We start from the raw sequence: 13,787 nt of genomic DNA on the forward strand, positions 1-13,787 counted from the left end.
GGGAGGCGCGGGCGCGGATCACCGGCCGGGCCGGGGACGCCGTCGGCGGCGTGCTGCTGTACCGGGACGTCGCGGAACGCTGGCACTACCGGGGCGCCTACGAGCAGGCCGAAGCGGTCGCGGACCACGCCCAGGCGCTGTGGCTGGAGATCGCCGACCCGGCGACGGCGGTCGCCGCCGGGGTCTCGGTGGTGCGGATGCGCAACCAGATCCCCGGCGAGGGAGGCAGCGCGTTCGCAGCCGCCGTGGCGCACCAGGCACGGCTCGAAGCCGCCCGGGACGCGGCCGCGGGCGCCCTCGGACCGCACCGGGCGGGGGCGCGGTAGCGGGGACGCGGTTGCGGGGACGCGGTAGCGGCACCGGTCAGCCCGCGGCGGTCTCCAGGAAGGTCCGGACCTCCCGGTTGAAGGCCGCGGGGTTCTCCCAGAACGCGAAGTGGCTGCCGCGCCGGTCGAGGATGCGCAGGGCGGCACCGGGTACGGCGGCGGCGACCGCGCGCGCCGCCGCGGCCGGGATCACACTCTGCGCCCCGCCCATGGCCAGCGTCGGTACGGTGATCCGGGGCAGGACGTCACGCCAGTCCTGCATGACGTTGTCCAGCAGCAGCCGGCCCGCGTACTCCCGAGGGAGGAGCAGGTTCTGCGCGAGGACCCAGCGGCGGTCCTCGTCCGTCGCGGCCGGGGTCCACATCGCGTCCAGGAACCCGGCGGTCAACGCCTCGGCGTCGGCCTGCGGGTCCTGGAGCTGTGCGACGACGCCGGTGATCTGCTCGAGTCCGTACAGCGCGCCGAGGCGGGGCGCCAGCTCCTCGGGCCAGTGCGGTCGGCGGATCAGCACGGCGGGCTCGTCGAACAGCACCAGGCGTGCCAGACCGGCGCCGCCGAACAGTTCCCAGTAGGACCAGGCCAGCGCGCACCCCATGGAGTGGGCCACCCAAACGACGTCGTCCAGCTCCAGGGTGCGCATGAGCTGGTGGATGTCCGCCGTCAGCCGGGCGATCCGGTAGCCGTGGTCCGGCTTGTCCGAGCGGCCGTGGCCGCGGTGGTCGACGGCGACGACATGGTGTGTGCGGGCGAAGTCGGCGATCTGGTGGCGCCATTGCGCCGCGGTCTGGGACCAGCCCGGCACCAGGAGCAGATCCGGACCGCTGCCCGCCTCCAGGTAGTGCAGCCGCACCCCGTCGTCCATCGCGGCGAAGCCGCTGCGCACACCGTCCATCGCGCCTCCCGCGCCCGCCGCCGCACCCCGCGGCCCGGCCGGGAGCGGCAGAGCGGCGCCCGGCGGCACCGCACTCCGACAACGGGGCATACCGACTGAGATCGTTGATACGGGACGATAGCCCACAGCGGATGCGCGGAACGGACGCGCGCCGTTCCGCGCACCGACCGGGGCACCCGGCGGCGCGGGCCGGGACCGCGGGCAGGCGGCCGGGCGGGACCGGCCGCCGCCGGGCTCGGTGTCCGGGGCACCGGCGTGCCAGACTCGCGCCCGGACCGGACGGCCGGGCTCCGCCGTGTCCCGATGGTCCCGAAACCCGCCCACTCCCCCGAGGAAGCGACCACATGAGCGAGACCGACCGGCGCGAACGCTATGCGACAGCGCTGTACCGCACTCTGGGGTACAGCGCCGAGCGGCACCCGTGGTCGGGTCTCTCCGCGGCGCGGCGCGAGATCTGGTACACCCGGGCCGAGGCCGCCATGGCCGTGGCGGACGAGGAGATCGCGGAAGCTCTGCGCGCGGCGGACTGAGCCGCGGCTGCACCCCGTCGCGCCCCCCGTGCGGCCCTGCCGGATCCCGGCCGCGGAGGCGCGGTCGCACCGCGGCCGGCGCTCGTCCGGGAGCGCCCGCACCGGGTCGGCGACAGCGGTGGCACCCGGGTTCGGCCACCCGCCTCCCTTCGGCGCCCCGCGACCCCGCCCTCCACCGTCTGAGCCCTCGGCGCGCCCTGCCTCCCTGCGCCCTGCGCCCTGCGCCCTGTTAAGAAAAACTCACACTGCCAAATTCATCATCTCCTCACTAGCGTCGTGCCCGGCGACGAAGAGACCGGCTCCACGCCGCCCCGGCGAGGTCGCGCGCCCCGCACGGGCACGCCGACCCGGCTGTTCCCCGTCGCTTCCCTGTACGGACGCAAGAAGGAGATTCCGCGTGTTCGAGCGCATGGCCGAGCTGGCGATCCGCCGGTCGAGGCTGGTATTGACCGTCGCCGCCGTGGTCGTCGCCCTCATGGGCGCCCTGGGCGCGGGCGCGTTCGGCAAGTTGCTCACGGGCGGCTTCGACGACCCCGCCTCCCAGTCCTCCCGGGCCCGCGACATCATCGAGCGGGAGTTCGGCGGCGAGACGAACCTGGTCCTGCTGGTCCGTGCCGCCGACGGCCGCGTCGACGACCCGGCGGCCGAGCGGACCGGCCGGTCCCTGGTCTCCGACCTCAAGGCGGCACAGGAGCTGGGGAAGGTGGTCTCGTACTGGGACACCGGCAGTGCCGCCCTCCGGTCCGACGACGGCCGCGAAGCCCTCGTACTCGCCCGGGTGAAGGGGCACGACGCGGAACAGCAGGAGAACACCGAACGCGTCCTCGACACCTACGGCGGAACGTACCAGGACACCCTCACGGTCGAGGCGGGCGGCAGCGCCGGGGTCAGCCACGAGATGGGGCCGCAGACCGAGGAGGACCTCGTACTGGCCGAGTCCGTCGCCGTACCCCTCGTCCTGGTGCTGCTCCTGGTCGTCTTCGGCACCGTGGTCTCCGCGCTGCTGCCGCTGCTGATCGCGCTCATCGCCATCGTGGGCGTGTTCGCGCAGCTCTTCCTCGTCGGCAGCGTCACGGACGTCTCCGTCTTCGCGATCAACCTGACCACGGCCCTCGGCCTGGGACTCGGCGTCGACTACGCCCTGCTGATGATCAGCCGGTTCCGCGAACAGCTCGCGGCGGGGGCGAGCGTGGAGGACGCCGTCCGCACGACGATGAGCACCGCGGGGCGCACGGTCGCCTTCTCCGCCGCGACCGTGGCGGCCGCGCTCGCGGCGCTGATGGTCTTCCCGCAGTACTTCCTCCGCTCGTTCGGCTACTCCGGAGTCGGTGTCGTCGTCATCGCGGCCCTGGCGAGCCTGTTCGTGATGCCGGCCCTGCTGAACGTGCTGGGGCGCCGCGTCGACAGCGGGCGGATGCCGTGGGCGAAGCCGGGGCGCGCCGGATCCGCCGCGACCGGCTGGGGCCGGCTGGCCCGCACCGTCATGCGGCGCCCCGCGCTCACCGCGCTGCCCGTCCTCGCGGTGCTGCTCGCCGCGGCGAGCCCGCTGCTGGGCATCACCTTCGGCACCCCGGACGAACGCGTGCTGCCCGAGAACGCCGAGAGCCGCCAGGTCTCGGCCTCGCTCCGGGAGAACTTCGAGGGCAACGACGCCGCCGCCCTGCACGTCGTCATCGACCGCGCCGTGGACGAGCCCGCGCTCGCGTCGTACGCGGCCGCCCTCTCCGGACTGGACGGAGTCGTCCGGGTGGAGGCAAGCACAGGGGTCCACACCGACGGGCAGGCCGCGGCGACCGGCCCCGGCAACCCGGCGCTGAGCCGTCCCGCCGCGCAGCAGCTCGACGTGGTCAGCTCGCTGACCCCGAAGTCGCAGGCGGCCCGGGACCTGGTCGAGGAGGTCCGCACGGCCTCGCCGCCGCCGGGGACGCACCCGCTGGTGGGCGGCACCGACGCCGAACTGGTCGACTCCAACGCCTCCATCGCCGGCAGGCTCCCGCTCGCCGTGGGTCTGGTCGCCGTCACCACCTTCCTGCTGCTCTTCCTGTTCACCGGCAGCATCGTGCAGCCGCTGCGCGCCCTGGCCCTCAACATGATCAGCCTGGGGGCGACCGTCGGCGTCATGACCTGGATCTTCCAGGACGGCCATCTCTCCGGGCTGCTCGGCTTCACCCCGCAGCCGATGGAGACGTCGATGACCGTGCTGATGTTCTGCATCGCCTTCGGCCTCTCGATGGACTACGAGGTGTTCGTCACCAGCCGGATCAAGGAGCTCCACGAGCGCGGCGAGGACAACGAGTCCGCCGTGGCCAACGGCCTCGGACACACCGGGCGCATCGTCAGCGCCGCGGCCTGCCTGCTGGCGGTGAGCTTCTTCGCGTTCGGAGCCGCCGAGATCAGCTTCATGAAGCTGTTCGGCCTGGGCAGCGGCCTGGCCATCCTCATCGACGCCGTCGCCGTACGCGGCGTCCTCGTCCCCGCCGCGATGCGCCTGCTGGGCCGCTCGGCCTGGTACGCCCCCGGATTCCTGCGCAGGTTCCACGACCGCTTCGGCCTCAGCGAGGGCGGTCCCGCGGCTGCGGCGGAGCCGGGACCGGCAGCGGACGGGTCGGCGGCGGAACCGGCGCCACGTCCGGCAGACTCCGCGCGGGTCTGACGCCGGGCCCCGCCCTGCTGCCCGCCTCCCCGTCCCGGGAGGCGGGCAGCGGGGCGCGCGGCGGCGGGGCTGCTGACCGCGGCGGCTGCGGGCCGCCGCGGCTGCGGGCCGCCGCGGCTGCGCGGTTACCGCAGGGCGCCGCTGATCACCCACAGATGGCCGAAGGGGTCGCGCACCCGGCCCTGCCGCTTGCCGTAGGGGCGGTTCTCGACGGGGATCACCAGCTCACCTCCCAGCCGCACCATGCGGTCCGCCGTGGCGTCCGGATCGGACACCTGGACCGTGAGGAGGACGGGTGAGCCGCCGAGCGAAGCGGGATCGTGCCATCCCCAGTCCGGGACGCTCTGCGCCAGCGCGAGGGTCGTGGCGCCCACGGTGAGTTCGGCGTGGTGCACGACGCCGTCGTCGCCCGCCACCCGGGTGGTGAGGACGGCACCCAGGGCCTCGGTGCAGAAGTCGATCGCCGCGTCCGCGTCGGACACGAGCAGCTTGGGCATCAGTTCGTCGGTCATGGCTCGATGATCACGGAGCGGTGAGGCGGCGGCCTTGTAGATTCCGGCCCTCTTCCGCGAGCCACCCGGTCGGAGTCGTCCGCATGAGGTCCTTGAAGTCGCGGACGAGGTGGCTCTGGTCGTGGTGGCCGCTCTCGGCGGCGACCCGGGCCCAGGAGTCGGCCCCGGCGCGGGCCCGGTCGAGGGCCGCGGCCAGCCGCGCCACGCGGGAGGCGAACTTCGGGCCGATGCCGAGCGCCTCGTGCATCACCTGCCGCAGGCGGCGCGGACCGAGGTGGACCTGCCGGGCCAGTTCCTCGACGGAGATCCGCCCCTCGCAGGCGCCGATGATCCGCAGTGCCGCGTGCGCTTCCCGGCACGTCCCGAGCCGGTCGGACCGGTCCAGACACCGGAGGAGGTGCTCCCGCACGAAGGCCTCCCGCCGGTCGGCGGGCCGGGCCGCGAGTTCCTCGCCCAGCCGGTGCGCCCACGGGAGCAGCACATCGGCCCCGACGCCGCCCGCGTCCAGCTCGCGGGGCGGCACCGACGTCAGCCGGTGCAGGGCCGAGGGTGCCAGGTCGACGTACACGGTCGGCTGGTGCGGCCGCAGCACGAGTTCCGGGGTGGCGGCGCCGGGCCGCATCAGTCCGGCGACCACCGCCTGCAGCTGCCGGACCTGCCCGTCGTACCGCACCTCCATCGGGGCGCCCAGGCTGACGACGAGCCGTCCGCGCAGCGCAGGCAGGGCCCGGTGCAGGCGGGGAGGCCCCACGTGCTCGCTGGCGGCGACCACACCGATGCCCGCCGCGCGAGCGGCCTGACGGAGTTCCACCCCGCCATTGTCGCACCGCACAGCGGAACCGGACCGGTCCGGCGAATGCAACGGGCACCGGGGCCCGGCAGCCGTCGGCCCGCCGTGCCCTGCGGACACGGCGGGCCGACAAGGGGAGGTCACCTCCGGTGGCGGGTCAGCGCGCGGAGCGGAAGGCCCGTCCGCCGGCGTTCGGGGTGGGACCGTCGTAGAGACCGGTCGGGCTGGTCTCGGTGTTGAGCGCGAACCAGGCGTACCGCTTCACGAAGTCGAGGCTCTCCAGCTTCTCGGTGGAGGACTTGATGAAGGCGGTCTGCTGCTGTTGGTCCGGGTAGCGGGGAGCGCCCTGGGTGAAGTCGATGAGCGCGTACTCGGTCACCCAGACGGGCTTCTGGTACCGGTCGTGGACACGCTTGACGTAGTCGGCGAGCTGATCGGCCGCGGCGGGCCCGAAGTCGGAGCCGTACCAGTGCACGGGGATGAAGTCGACGCGCAGTCCGCGCTCGTCGGCGCCCTTCATGAACCGGTCCAGCCAGCCGCCCGCCTTGTCGGCTCCGGTGGCGACGGCCGGGGCACCCATCCGCAGGCCGGTCTTCTGCAGCCGCGGCCACAGATCCAGAGCCTGCTCGGGTGTCATGTTGGCCTGCGAGGCCGAGTCCGGCTCGTTGAAGGCCAGCAGGTTCCTGCCCTCCTTCGCGGCGTTGTCCAGCTCGGCGTCGGTGACCGATCCGGGGCCCCAGATCGTCGGGACGAACTCGGCACCCTCGGGCTTGTCGACCCCCGCGCTGGAGGAGGCCCAGTTGTGGTACCAGTGGGCGCCGGAGTCCTTGAGCGCCTGGGCGGCGCCGCCGACGGGGTTGAGCGCCACGCCCTTGCCGTCCGCGGGGCCGGCGTCGTCGCCGTGCCGCGGCTGGTCCTCGTCGCCCGGGCGCCGGGGGGCGTTGCGGGGCTTCCCCGTGCCGCCCCGGCCGTGGAAGGTGACGGTCAGGCCCTTGCAGTGGCTGCACTGGCGTACGACCTGGTTGCCGCTCTCGGCGTCGTGCTTGGACCACGCGTAGGCGGTGGGGCACTGCTTGGTGAGCGCCTCGCTGTACGCGGTCTTCGCGTCGCGGTTCGGGTTGACGCACACCAGCGGCTTGCCGGTCTTCCCGTCCTTGGTCAGGTTCTCGGGCGGGCAGTGGGACAGCAGGTCGGTGGGGCAGCCCACCACGGCGCACTCCCCGCCGTTCTCGGGCGGGGGCACCCCGTCGGGGGTGATGGTGACCGCCGCCGAGACGGCGTTGACATAGCTGACGTTGTACCAGGGTGCCGCGGAGTCGGCCGGGGCGAAGTTGAACTCGGCCAGGCTGGTGGGCTGTTCACCTGTGGTGCAGTGGTCGGCGTAGGGCCCGCAGTCGCCCACGGCGCAGTGGAAGGTGCTGCCCTCCTCCCCGCCGCAGCCCTGGCGGGCGAAGAACTTGCCGCGCCAGTGCCCGGCCGGGGAGTGCTCGGGAATGGTGACGGTGGCGGACTGCCCGGGGTCCAGCACCGGCAGTCCGGTGAGCGGCTGGGAGCCGTCGGCGTTGACCCCGGCTCCGACCCAGACGCGTTCCGCTGTCCGGTTCCGCAGGGTGACGGTGTGTTCCGAACCGGAGGCCGACGCTCCGGTGATGCGGTCCCTGCTTTCGGCAGGCCCGCGGAGCTCGGCCGCGGTGACGGCCGACACACCGGCGACGACCAGCAGCAGAGCGAGTAGAAGGGGTTTGAACGATCGAAGTGATCGCAGTGATGTCAGTGGTCTCGCGCGCACAACACGCCTCTCGGGTCACCTCTCGGGACAATTCGTCTGCGTACGCACGACGGATGCGCGCGGCGGACGGTTCACCGGAGACCCGCCGCCGGCCGGGCCCGGGGACTGCTTTCCGCCGGTGCTTTCCGCCGGGTCCGGGGGCGCTTCGGGCCGGAGCGGGGACCGGGACGCCTTCGAGCCGGAAGCCGGGGTGCACCCGTCCACAAATCCATACTGGGTTTGATTTTGAACCCGGTATGATTAGGCTGACCCGGTGACCGGGCTACGCGCACGCAAGAAGGAACACACCAGGCAGCGGATCGCCGCGGCGGCGCTGCGGCTGTTCACCGAGCGCGGCTTCGACGCCGTGACCGTCAACGAGATCGCCGCGGCCGCCGAAGTGGCCAAGGCGACGCTCTTCGCCTACTTCCCCACCAAGGAAGCGCTCGTCCTGCACGGAGTCGGCGACGACGATCTCGCCGGGATCGTGGCCCGGCGCCCGCCCGGCCGAACCCCCCTGGAGGCACTGCGCGCACACCACCGGGACCTCGCCGCCGCGCAGTTGCCGCAGGCCGAACTGGCGGAGGTGCTGGCCCGGGTCCGCGTCATCCACCGCAGCCCCGCGCTGCACGAGGCGGCGAACGGCCTGCTCTATCAGCAGCGCACGGCGCTGGCACGGGTCCTGGCCGAGGAGCACGGTCCCGCGGCGGCGGCACTGATGGCGGCGCAGATCGCGGCGTCGCTGCTCACCCTCCAGGAGAGGTACTTCCAGTCCCTGCTGGCCGGCGCCTCCGCAGCGGATGCCGGCCGCGCCCTGGCCCAGGACGTGGAACTCGCCTTCGACCTGCTGGAACACGGACTCGACCGAGCAGAGGGGCGCTGAGGTGCGCGCACGCGGCATCAACTACGACACGGGCACCTTCCCCGGCACCCGGCTCACCCGCGAGAACTTCGACCCCGACCAGGTCCGCCGCGAACTGGCCGTCATCGCCACCGAGCTGCACTGCGACGCCGTGCGCATCTCGGGCCGCGACCCCGAGCGGCTGAGCACCGCCGCCCGGTACGCCGCCGACGCCGGGCTGGAGGTGTGGTTCTCGCCGTTCCCCGTGGACCTCGGCCCCGCGGAGATCCTGGAGCTGCTCACCGACTGCGCCCGGCGGGCCGAGGAGCTGCGCCGGGGCGGCGCGGACGTGGTGCTGGTCGCCGGCTGCGAGCTCAGCGCCTTCGCCCACGGCTTCCTGCCCGGCGACACCCATCTGGACCGGCTGCACGCCATGGCCACCGCCGACATGCAGTGGTGGGCCTCGCTGGGGCCGGTGCCCGAACGCCTCGACGCCTTCCTCGCACGGGCCGCGGCAGCGGTCCGGACGCACTTCGGCGGACGGGTCGGCTACGCCTCCGGCGCCTGGGAGCCCGTCGACTGGACTCCCTTCGACCTGGTCGGCGTCGACGCCTACCGCACCGCGCAGAACGCCGGGACCTTCCGCGACCGGCTGCGCGCACTCCACTCCCACGGCAAACCGGTGGCCGTCACCGAGTACGGCACCTGCGCCTACCGCGGCGCCGGCGACCTCGGGGGCATGGCCTGGCAGCCGCCGCCGGGAGCCGTCCGGGACGAGGACGAGCAGGTGCGGTATCTCGGCGAACTGCTCGACATCTTCGAGGAGGAGGGGGTGGACACCGCGCTGTGGTTCTCCTTCGCCAACTACGACAAGCCCGGCGACCGCGACCTCGCCTCCTACGGCGCCGTCCGCATGCTCGACGAGACCCGCTGGGAGCCGAAGCGGGTCTTCCACGCCATGAGCGCCCGCTACCGGCGCCCCGAAGGCCGCCCCGGCGGCCGGTGAGACCGCCGGCGCACCCCGGACCGGCCCTGCGCACAGGCGCACGCCCGGCCGTGCCCGAGGAGCGGCGGCGCCGCGCGCTCAGACGGCAGGACCGTCGAGAGTCGCCCGCCAGGCGTCGACGGTGGTGACCTCGCAACGCCGGGCGAGGACCGAACCGAGCAGCGTGTCGTGCAGCGCGGGGTCGGAGTCGGCGCAGGCGTCGGACAGGACGGTGACCCGGTAGTCGAGGTCGACGGCCTGCAACGCGGTGGAGAGGACCACTCCGCCGGTGGAGATGCCGGCCAGGACGAGACGGCCGATGTCCTGGGCGGCCAGCAGCTGCCGGAGGTTGTTCCCGGAGAACGCGCTGACGCGGTTCTTGTGGACGACGATCTCCCCGTCGGCGGGAGCGGCGTCGGGATGGATGGCGGCACCGGGGTCGTCGGGCGTGAAGAGGTGGGACGGCAGGGCGCCGAAGGTCTTGTTGCGCGGATGCACATCGAGGTGTCCGGGGCGCAGTCCGAGCGCGATGTGGAGGACCCGGACACCGGCGGTGCGGGCCGCTTCCAGGGCGTGCACCGCTCGTGGCAGACAGCCCTCGGGCATCCGGGCGAGGGTGTTGTGCTGGAAGTCCATGACGAGCAGTGCGGTGCCGGACATGCGGAGGCCTCTCGGGTCGAATGCGGTGGGATGCCGTGGGATGCCGTGGGACGCGGTGGGATGCCGTTGTGCGGCCGGGCCGTTCGCCGCCCGGCGGGCTACTCCGCGGCCGCCCGGGCGTCCGCTGCCGCCACCCGGCCCAGCGAACGGTCGAGTGCGGTCAGCAGGAGATAAAGGGCACCGGCACCGAGCATCACCCAGCCGAGCCGGTGCATGCCCGCGGTGTCGGCGTGCTGTCCGAAGGATGCGGCGGCCGCGGCGGAGGCGACCATCGAACCGATGTAGGCGAAGGTGCGCAACAGCCCGGCCGACGAGGCGATGCGCTCGGGATCGGCCTGGAAGTAGACGGAGTTCTGCAACGCGAGGTTGTTCAGCCCCTGCGGGACACCGAAGATCAGGGCGACCAGCACCAGCGTCCACAGCGCGCTCCGCCCGGTGAGCGTCAGCAGCACCGCGCTGGCGGCGAGCTGCCCCAGTGCGCCGACCACCAGCTTTCCCCGGACCCCCGCACGCCGCCCCGCGACGACGGCCACGCCGATCGCCAGCAGGAACATCGGCATCTGCACCAGCCCGGCGTGGAAGGGCGTCAGTCCGTAGCCCTCTTCCGTCCACTGGCTGAAGCCGTAGAGAAAGGAGTAGGAGACCGTGTAGGCCAGCAGCGCCCGCCCGAACGTGGCCAGCAGCGCGGTGTTCCCGCCGAGCACCCGCAGGTCGATGAAGGGAGCGGCGGTGCGCAACTCCCGTACGGCGAACGCGGTCCCCGCGGTGCCGGTGATCACCAGCAGATACCAGTCGCGCAGATGCAGGTTCATCAGGAACAGCAGCAGCGAGGTGAGCGTCGCGGCGAACAGGGCCATGCCGGGCAGATCCAGCCGGGCGGCCGGGCCCTCGCGGGGCGGGGTGCCGCTGTCCGCCGCGGGCTCGTGCTCCGCGGGGCCGTTCTCCCCGAGCCCGGACGGGTGCCCGTCCGATCCGGGCTCGCCCGTCCCCGGCCGGGGCCCGGTCCGAGCGGGGCGGACCCGGTCCGCTCCCGTCGTCCGCGGCAGCCGGCGCAGGCCCAGCAGCACCGCCGCGACGGACAGCGGCACGTTCAGCGCGAAGGTGGCACGCCAGCCGCCCGCCGCGATCAGCAGACCGCCCAGCAGCGGGCCCACGACGGCGACGGTCTGATTGGCGACCGCCAGTGCTGTCAGCACCCCGCGCGGGCTGTCCCGGCCGGTGCGCTCAGCCTCGCTGCGCACCAGGGCCATCGCGGAGGGGTAGCCCGCACAGGTGCCGAACCCGAGGAGGACCCGGGCACCGATCAGCACCCCCAGGTTCGGTGCCGCGGTGCCGACCACTCCGGCGACGCCGACCAGTGCGGTGCTGAGGAGGAAGAGCCTGCGCGGGCCGAAGAGGTCGATGAGCCGTCCCACGACCGGCTGCCCGAGCGCGGTGGCCAGGTAGAGGGCGGAGACCAGCCACGCGGTCTGCGAGGGAGGCGCGCCCAGCGCCGCTCCGATGGGCACGAGCGCGACGGAGATGATCGTCGAGTTGACCGGGTTGAGGACCGAGCCCAACAGCATCGGCGCCAGCAGCCGCCGGTCGAATCCCGGCCCTTCCGCCTGCCTCATCGCACCCGTTCCCGCCCTGCTCGTGGGTCGGCCGCTCCGACACCCCTGACCGCGAGCATGTCGCGGCACCTCTCTTCCGTGCGCCTGCTCCCTTCGCGGCGAGCGCGACGGCTGCCGCCGTCACCGGCCGGGGCAGCTCGCCCCGGTTGCGGCCGGGTGACGTCCTTCTCGCGACAGCCGGGCGGCACGGTCGCCCGCCCCAGGGCCGGGTCCTCGACACCGGCGCGGCCGGCCGGCCCGCGACCCGGCATCGGCGCCCCTCGGGGGAGCCGCGTCGGATCGCGTCCGGGAGTCCCGTGGGACGGCGCAACCTCGGTTCACTGTACATCTTTGTCGTTTCTTTAAAGCCATGGATTCAATCATCGCTTCTACTGGACCCCCGGACGGCCTACGCCGGCGGCCCGCCCGAGTATGGTGCGCGAAATTCCCAGATGCGGAAAATCGCGACATCCGAGAAAGCAGAGGAGGTTCCTGAATGGCCATTGACAACAAGCCCCCGGACGCATCAGTATCCGCCGGGGACGACAGTCGACTGAAACGTGAATTCGGCACCGTCGGCCTGCTGTTCACCGCGGTCGGCTCCATCATCGGTTCCGGATGGCTCTTCGGCGCACTCGACGCCGCTCAGATGGCCGGCCCCGCCGCTGTACTCTCCTGGGCCCTCGGTGCCGTGATGTTCATTTTCATCGGCATGACCTATTCCGAACTGGGCACGATGTTCCCGCACTCGGGAGGGGTGGCCCGCTACCCACACTACTCGTTCGGCTCCTTCACCAGCTTCTCGATGGGCTGGGTCACCTGGATCGCGGCCGCCGCGGTGGCGCCGGTGGAGGTGCTGGCAGTCGTCCAGTACTCCACGAACTGGCTCTCCTGGCTCCAGCGGCTCGACGAGAACAACGAGGCCGTCCTGACCCCCGCCGGAACGGGCGTCTCCGTGCTGCTGATGGCGATTTTCGTGGCCGTCAACTTTTTCGGAGTCCGTTGGTTCGCGCGAATAAACAACGTACTGGTGTGGTGGAAGCTCGCCATCATTCTGCTGGTGATAGCGGTGTTCTTCGCCATGGGCTTCACCACCGACCACTTCAGCATGGGCGGAGACGTGGGCGGCTTCGCCCCCTACGGGGCACAGGGCGTCTTCTCGGCAGTGGCGAGCGCCGGCATCGCCTTCTCCTTCTTCGGATTCCGCCAGGGAGTCGAGCTCGCGGGCGAGACGGACAACCCGAAACGGAACGTCCCGCTCACCATGATCGGTTCCGTCGTCCTGTGCGGGATCATCTACGTCCTGCTGCAGATCGCTTTCATCGGCGCGGTGCCCACCAGCGCCATCAAGGCCGAAGGCTGGCAGGCGGTCGGCGCCCATTTCAGCTCGCACGGCGACGTCCTGGCCACCTTCGGACCGCTCGCCGCCATCGCCGGCATTCTCGGTGCCGTCTGGCTGGCGGGACTGCTCTATGCGGACGCCATCATCTCCCCCGGTGACACCGGGCTGATCTATGCCGGAGTCACCGCCCGCATCTCCTACGCCATGGGGCGCAACGGCAACGCTCCGGCCGGGCTGGCGAAGGTGAACGCCACCGGCGTGCCCTGGGTCAGTCTGATTCTCGCGTTCGCCGTGGGCTGCTTCTTCTTCCTGCCGTTCCCCGGCTGGAGCCAGCTGGTGGAGTTCGTGACCAACAGCACCGTGCTCTCCTTCGGCTGCGGGCCCCTGGTGCTGCTGGCGATGCGCAAGCAGCTGCCCGAGCAGACCCGTCCGTTCAGTCTGGGCAAGCTGGGACCGGTGGTGTCCTTCGTCGCCCTGTGGTCCACCAATCTGATCGTCTACTGGACCGGCTGGGACACCAACTGGAAGCTGTTCCTGGCCATCGGACTGGGCTACGTCCTGATGGCGGTGCACCACGCCACCACCAAGCAGCGCACGCCCGCTCTCGACTTCCGGTACGGCTGGTGGGTGCTGGTGTGGTTCGCCGGACTGGCTCTCGTCAGCTACCTCGGCGACTTCCCGAAGAAGGCGGAGGGCGCGGGCAACCTCGGCGTGCTGGGCCTCGGCCTCGGAGCCGCCGCCACCTTCGTCCTCAGCGGCCTGGTGGTCTGGCTGGCCCTGCGGTCGACGCTGCCCGCGGCGAGGGTCCGCGAGATCCTCGCGGAGCAGGATCCGCAGGACGCCTGAGCCCGCCCCTGTGTCCCGCGGCCGCCGAGCGGGCGGTGCGGGCGCGCGGG

At 72.7% G+C, this 13,787-nt stretch carries 11 protein-coding genes and 1 pseudogene; 6 read left to right on the forward strand and 6 right to left on the reverse strand.

Annotation, left to right across the window (positions count from 1 at the left end):
* Nucleotides 1-326, forward strand: a pseudogene (locus tag A949_RS33815) (hypothetical protein); the annotation flags it as partial.
* A gap of 37 nt (nt 327-363) precedes the next feature.
* Here the strand turns inward: A949_RS33815 and A949_RS33820 are convergent.
* The gene (locus A949_RS33820) at nt 364-1,218 is read right to left on the reverse strand and encodes an alpha/beta fold hydrolase (RefSeq protein ID WP_019357489.1); all 855 of its coding nucleotides are present in this window, start codon (nt 1,216-1,218) and stop codon (nt 364-366) included.
* A 344-nt stretch (nt 1,219-1,562) separates the two neighbouring features.
* On the opposite strand from A949_RS33820, the gene A949_RS0118375 reads away from it, so the two are divergent.
* Nucleotides 1,563-1,748 (forward strand): hypothetical protein, encoded by a 186-nt coding sequence (locus A949_RS0118375; RefSeq protein WP_019357490.1) that lies wholly within the window; start codon nt 1,563-1,565, stop codon nt 1,746-1,748.
* Nucleotides 1,749-2,145: 397 nt separating this feature from the next.
* Nucleotides 2,146-4,401 (forward strand): MMPL family transporter, encoded by a 2,256-nt coding sequence (locus A949_RS0118380; protein ID WP_019357491.1) that lies wholly within the window; start codon nt 2,146-2,148, stop codon nt 4,399-4,401.
* A gap of 125 nt (nt 4,402-4,526) precedes the next feature.
* Here A949_RS0118380 and A949_RS0118385 read toward each other — a convergent pair whose 3' ends face one another.
* The 3 genes from A949_RS0118385 to A949_RS0118395 all read right to left on the reverse strand — a co-directional run bounded on the left by A949_RS0118385 (nt 4,527) and on the right by A949_RS0118395 (nt 7,492).
* Nucleotides 4,527-4,913 carry a VOC family protein gene (locus A949_RS0118385; RefSeq protein WP_019357492.1) on the reverse strand — a complete coding sequence of 129 codons (387 nt, stop codon included), beginning with the start codon at nt 4,911-4,913 and terminating at the stop codon, nt 4,527-4,529.
* Between the two features lie 10 nt (nt 4,914-4,923).
* Nucleotides 4,924-5,724: a helix-turn-helix domain-containing protein gene (locus tag A949_RS0118390; RefSeq protein ID WP_019357493.1), complete on the reverse strand. Its 801-nt coding sequence runs from the start codon at nt 5,722-5,724 to the stop codon at nt 4,924-4,926.
* Nucleotides 5,725-5,860: 136 nt separating this feature from the next.
* Nucleotides 5,861-7,492, reverse strand: coding sequence for a glycosyl hydrolase (locus A949_RS0118395; protein WP_237735852.1), 1,632 nt, complete (start codon nt 7,490-7,492; stop codon nt 5,861-5,863).
* 253 nt (nt 7,493-7,745) lie between these two features.
* Here A949_RS0118395 and A949_RS0118400 point away from each other — a divergent pair, with 253 nt between their 5' ends.
* Both A949_RS0118400 and A949_RS0118405 read left to right on the forward strand, forming a co-directional pair.
* Nucleotides 7,746-8,354: a TetR family transcriptional regulator gene (locus tag A949_RS0118400; RefSeq protein ID WP_019357494.1), complete on the forward strand. Its 609-nt coding sequence runs from the start codon at nt 7,746-7,748 to the stop codon at nt 8,352-8,354.
* Nucleotide 8,355: 1 nt separating this feature from the next.
* Nucleotides 8,356-9,318 (forward strand): hypothetical protein, encoded by a 963-nt coding sequence (locus tag A949_RS0118405; protein WP_019357495.1) that lies wholly within the window; start codon nt 8,356-8,358, stop codon nt 9,316-9,318.
* A 78-nt stretch (nt 9,319-9,396) separates the two neighbouring features.
* Here A949_RS0118405 and A949_RS0118410 read toward each other — a convergent pair whose 3' ends face one another.
* On the reverse strand, nt 9,397-9,957 hold the full coding sequence (locus tag A949_RS0118410) for a cysteine hydrolase family protein (RefSeq protein ID WP_019357496.1): 561 nt from the start codon (nt 9,955-9,957) through the stop codon (nt 9,397-9,399).
* Nucleotides 9,958-10,055: 98 nt separating this feature from the next.
* Nucleotides 10,056-11,570 carry an MFS transporter gene (locus A949_RS0118415; protein WP_019357497.1) on the reverse strand — a complete coding sequence of 505 codons (1,515 nt, stop codon included), beginning with the start codon at nt 11,568-11,570 and terminating at the stop codon, nt 10,056-10,058.
* A 475-nt stretch (nt 11,571-12,045) separates the two neighbouring features.
* Here A949_RS0118415 and A949_RS0118420 point away from each other — a divergent pair, with 475 nt between their 5' ends.
* Nucleotides 12,046-13,737 (forward strand): APC family permease, encoded by a 1,692-nt coding sequence (locus A949_RS0118420; protein ID WP_019357498.1) that lies wholly within the window; start codon nt 12,046-12,048, stop codon nt 13,735-13,737.
* Nucleotides 13,738-13,787 lie beyond the last annotated feature (50 nt).

The sequence above is a fragment of the Streptomyces sp. AA1529 genome (genome assembly GCF_000280905.1).
GTDB lineage: Bacteria > Actinomycetota > Actinomycetes > Streptomycetales > Streptomycetaceae > Streptomyces.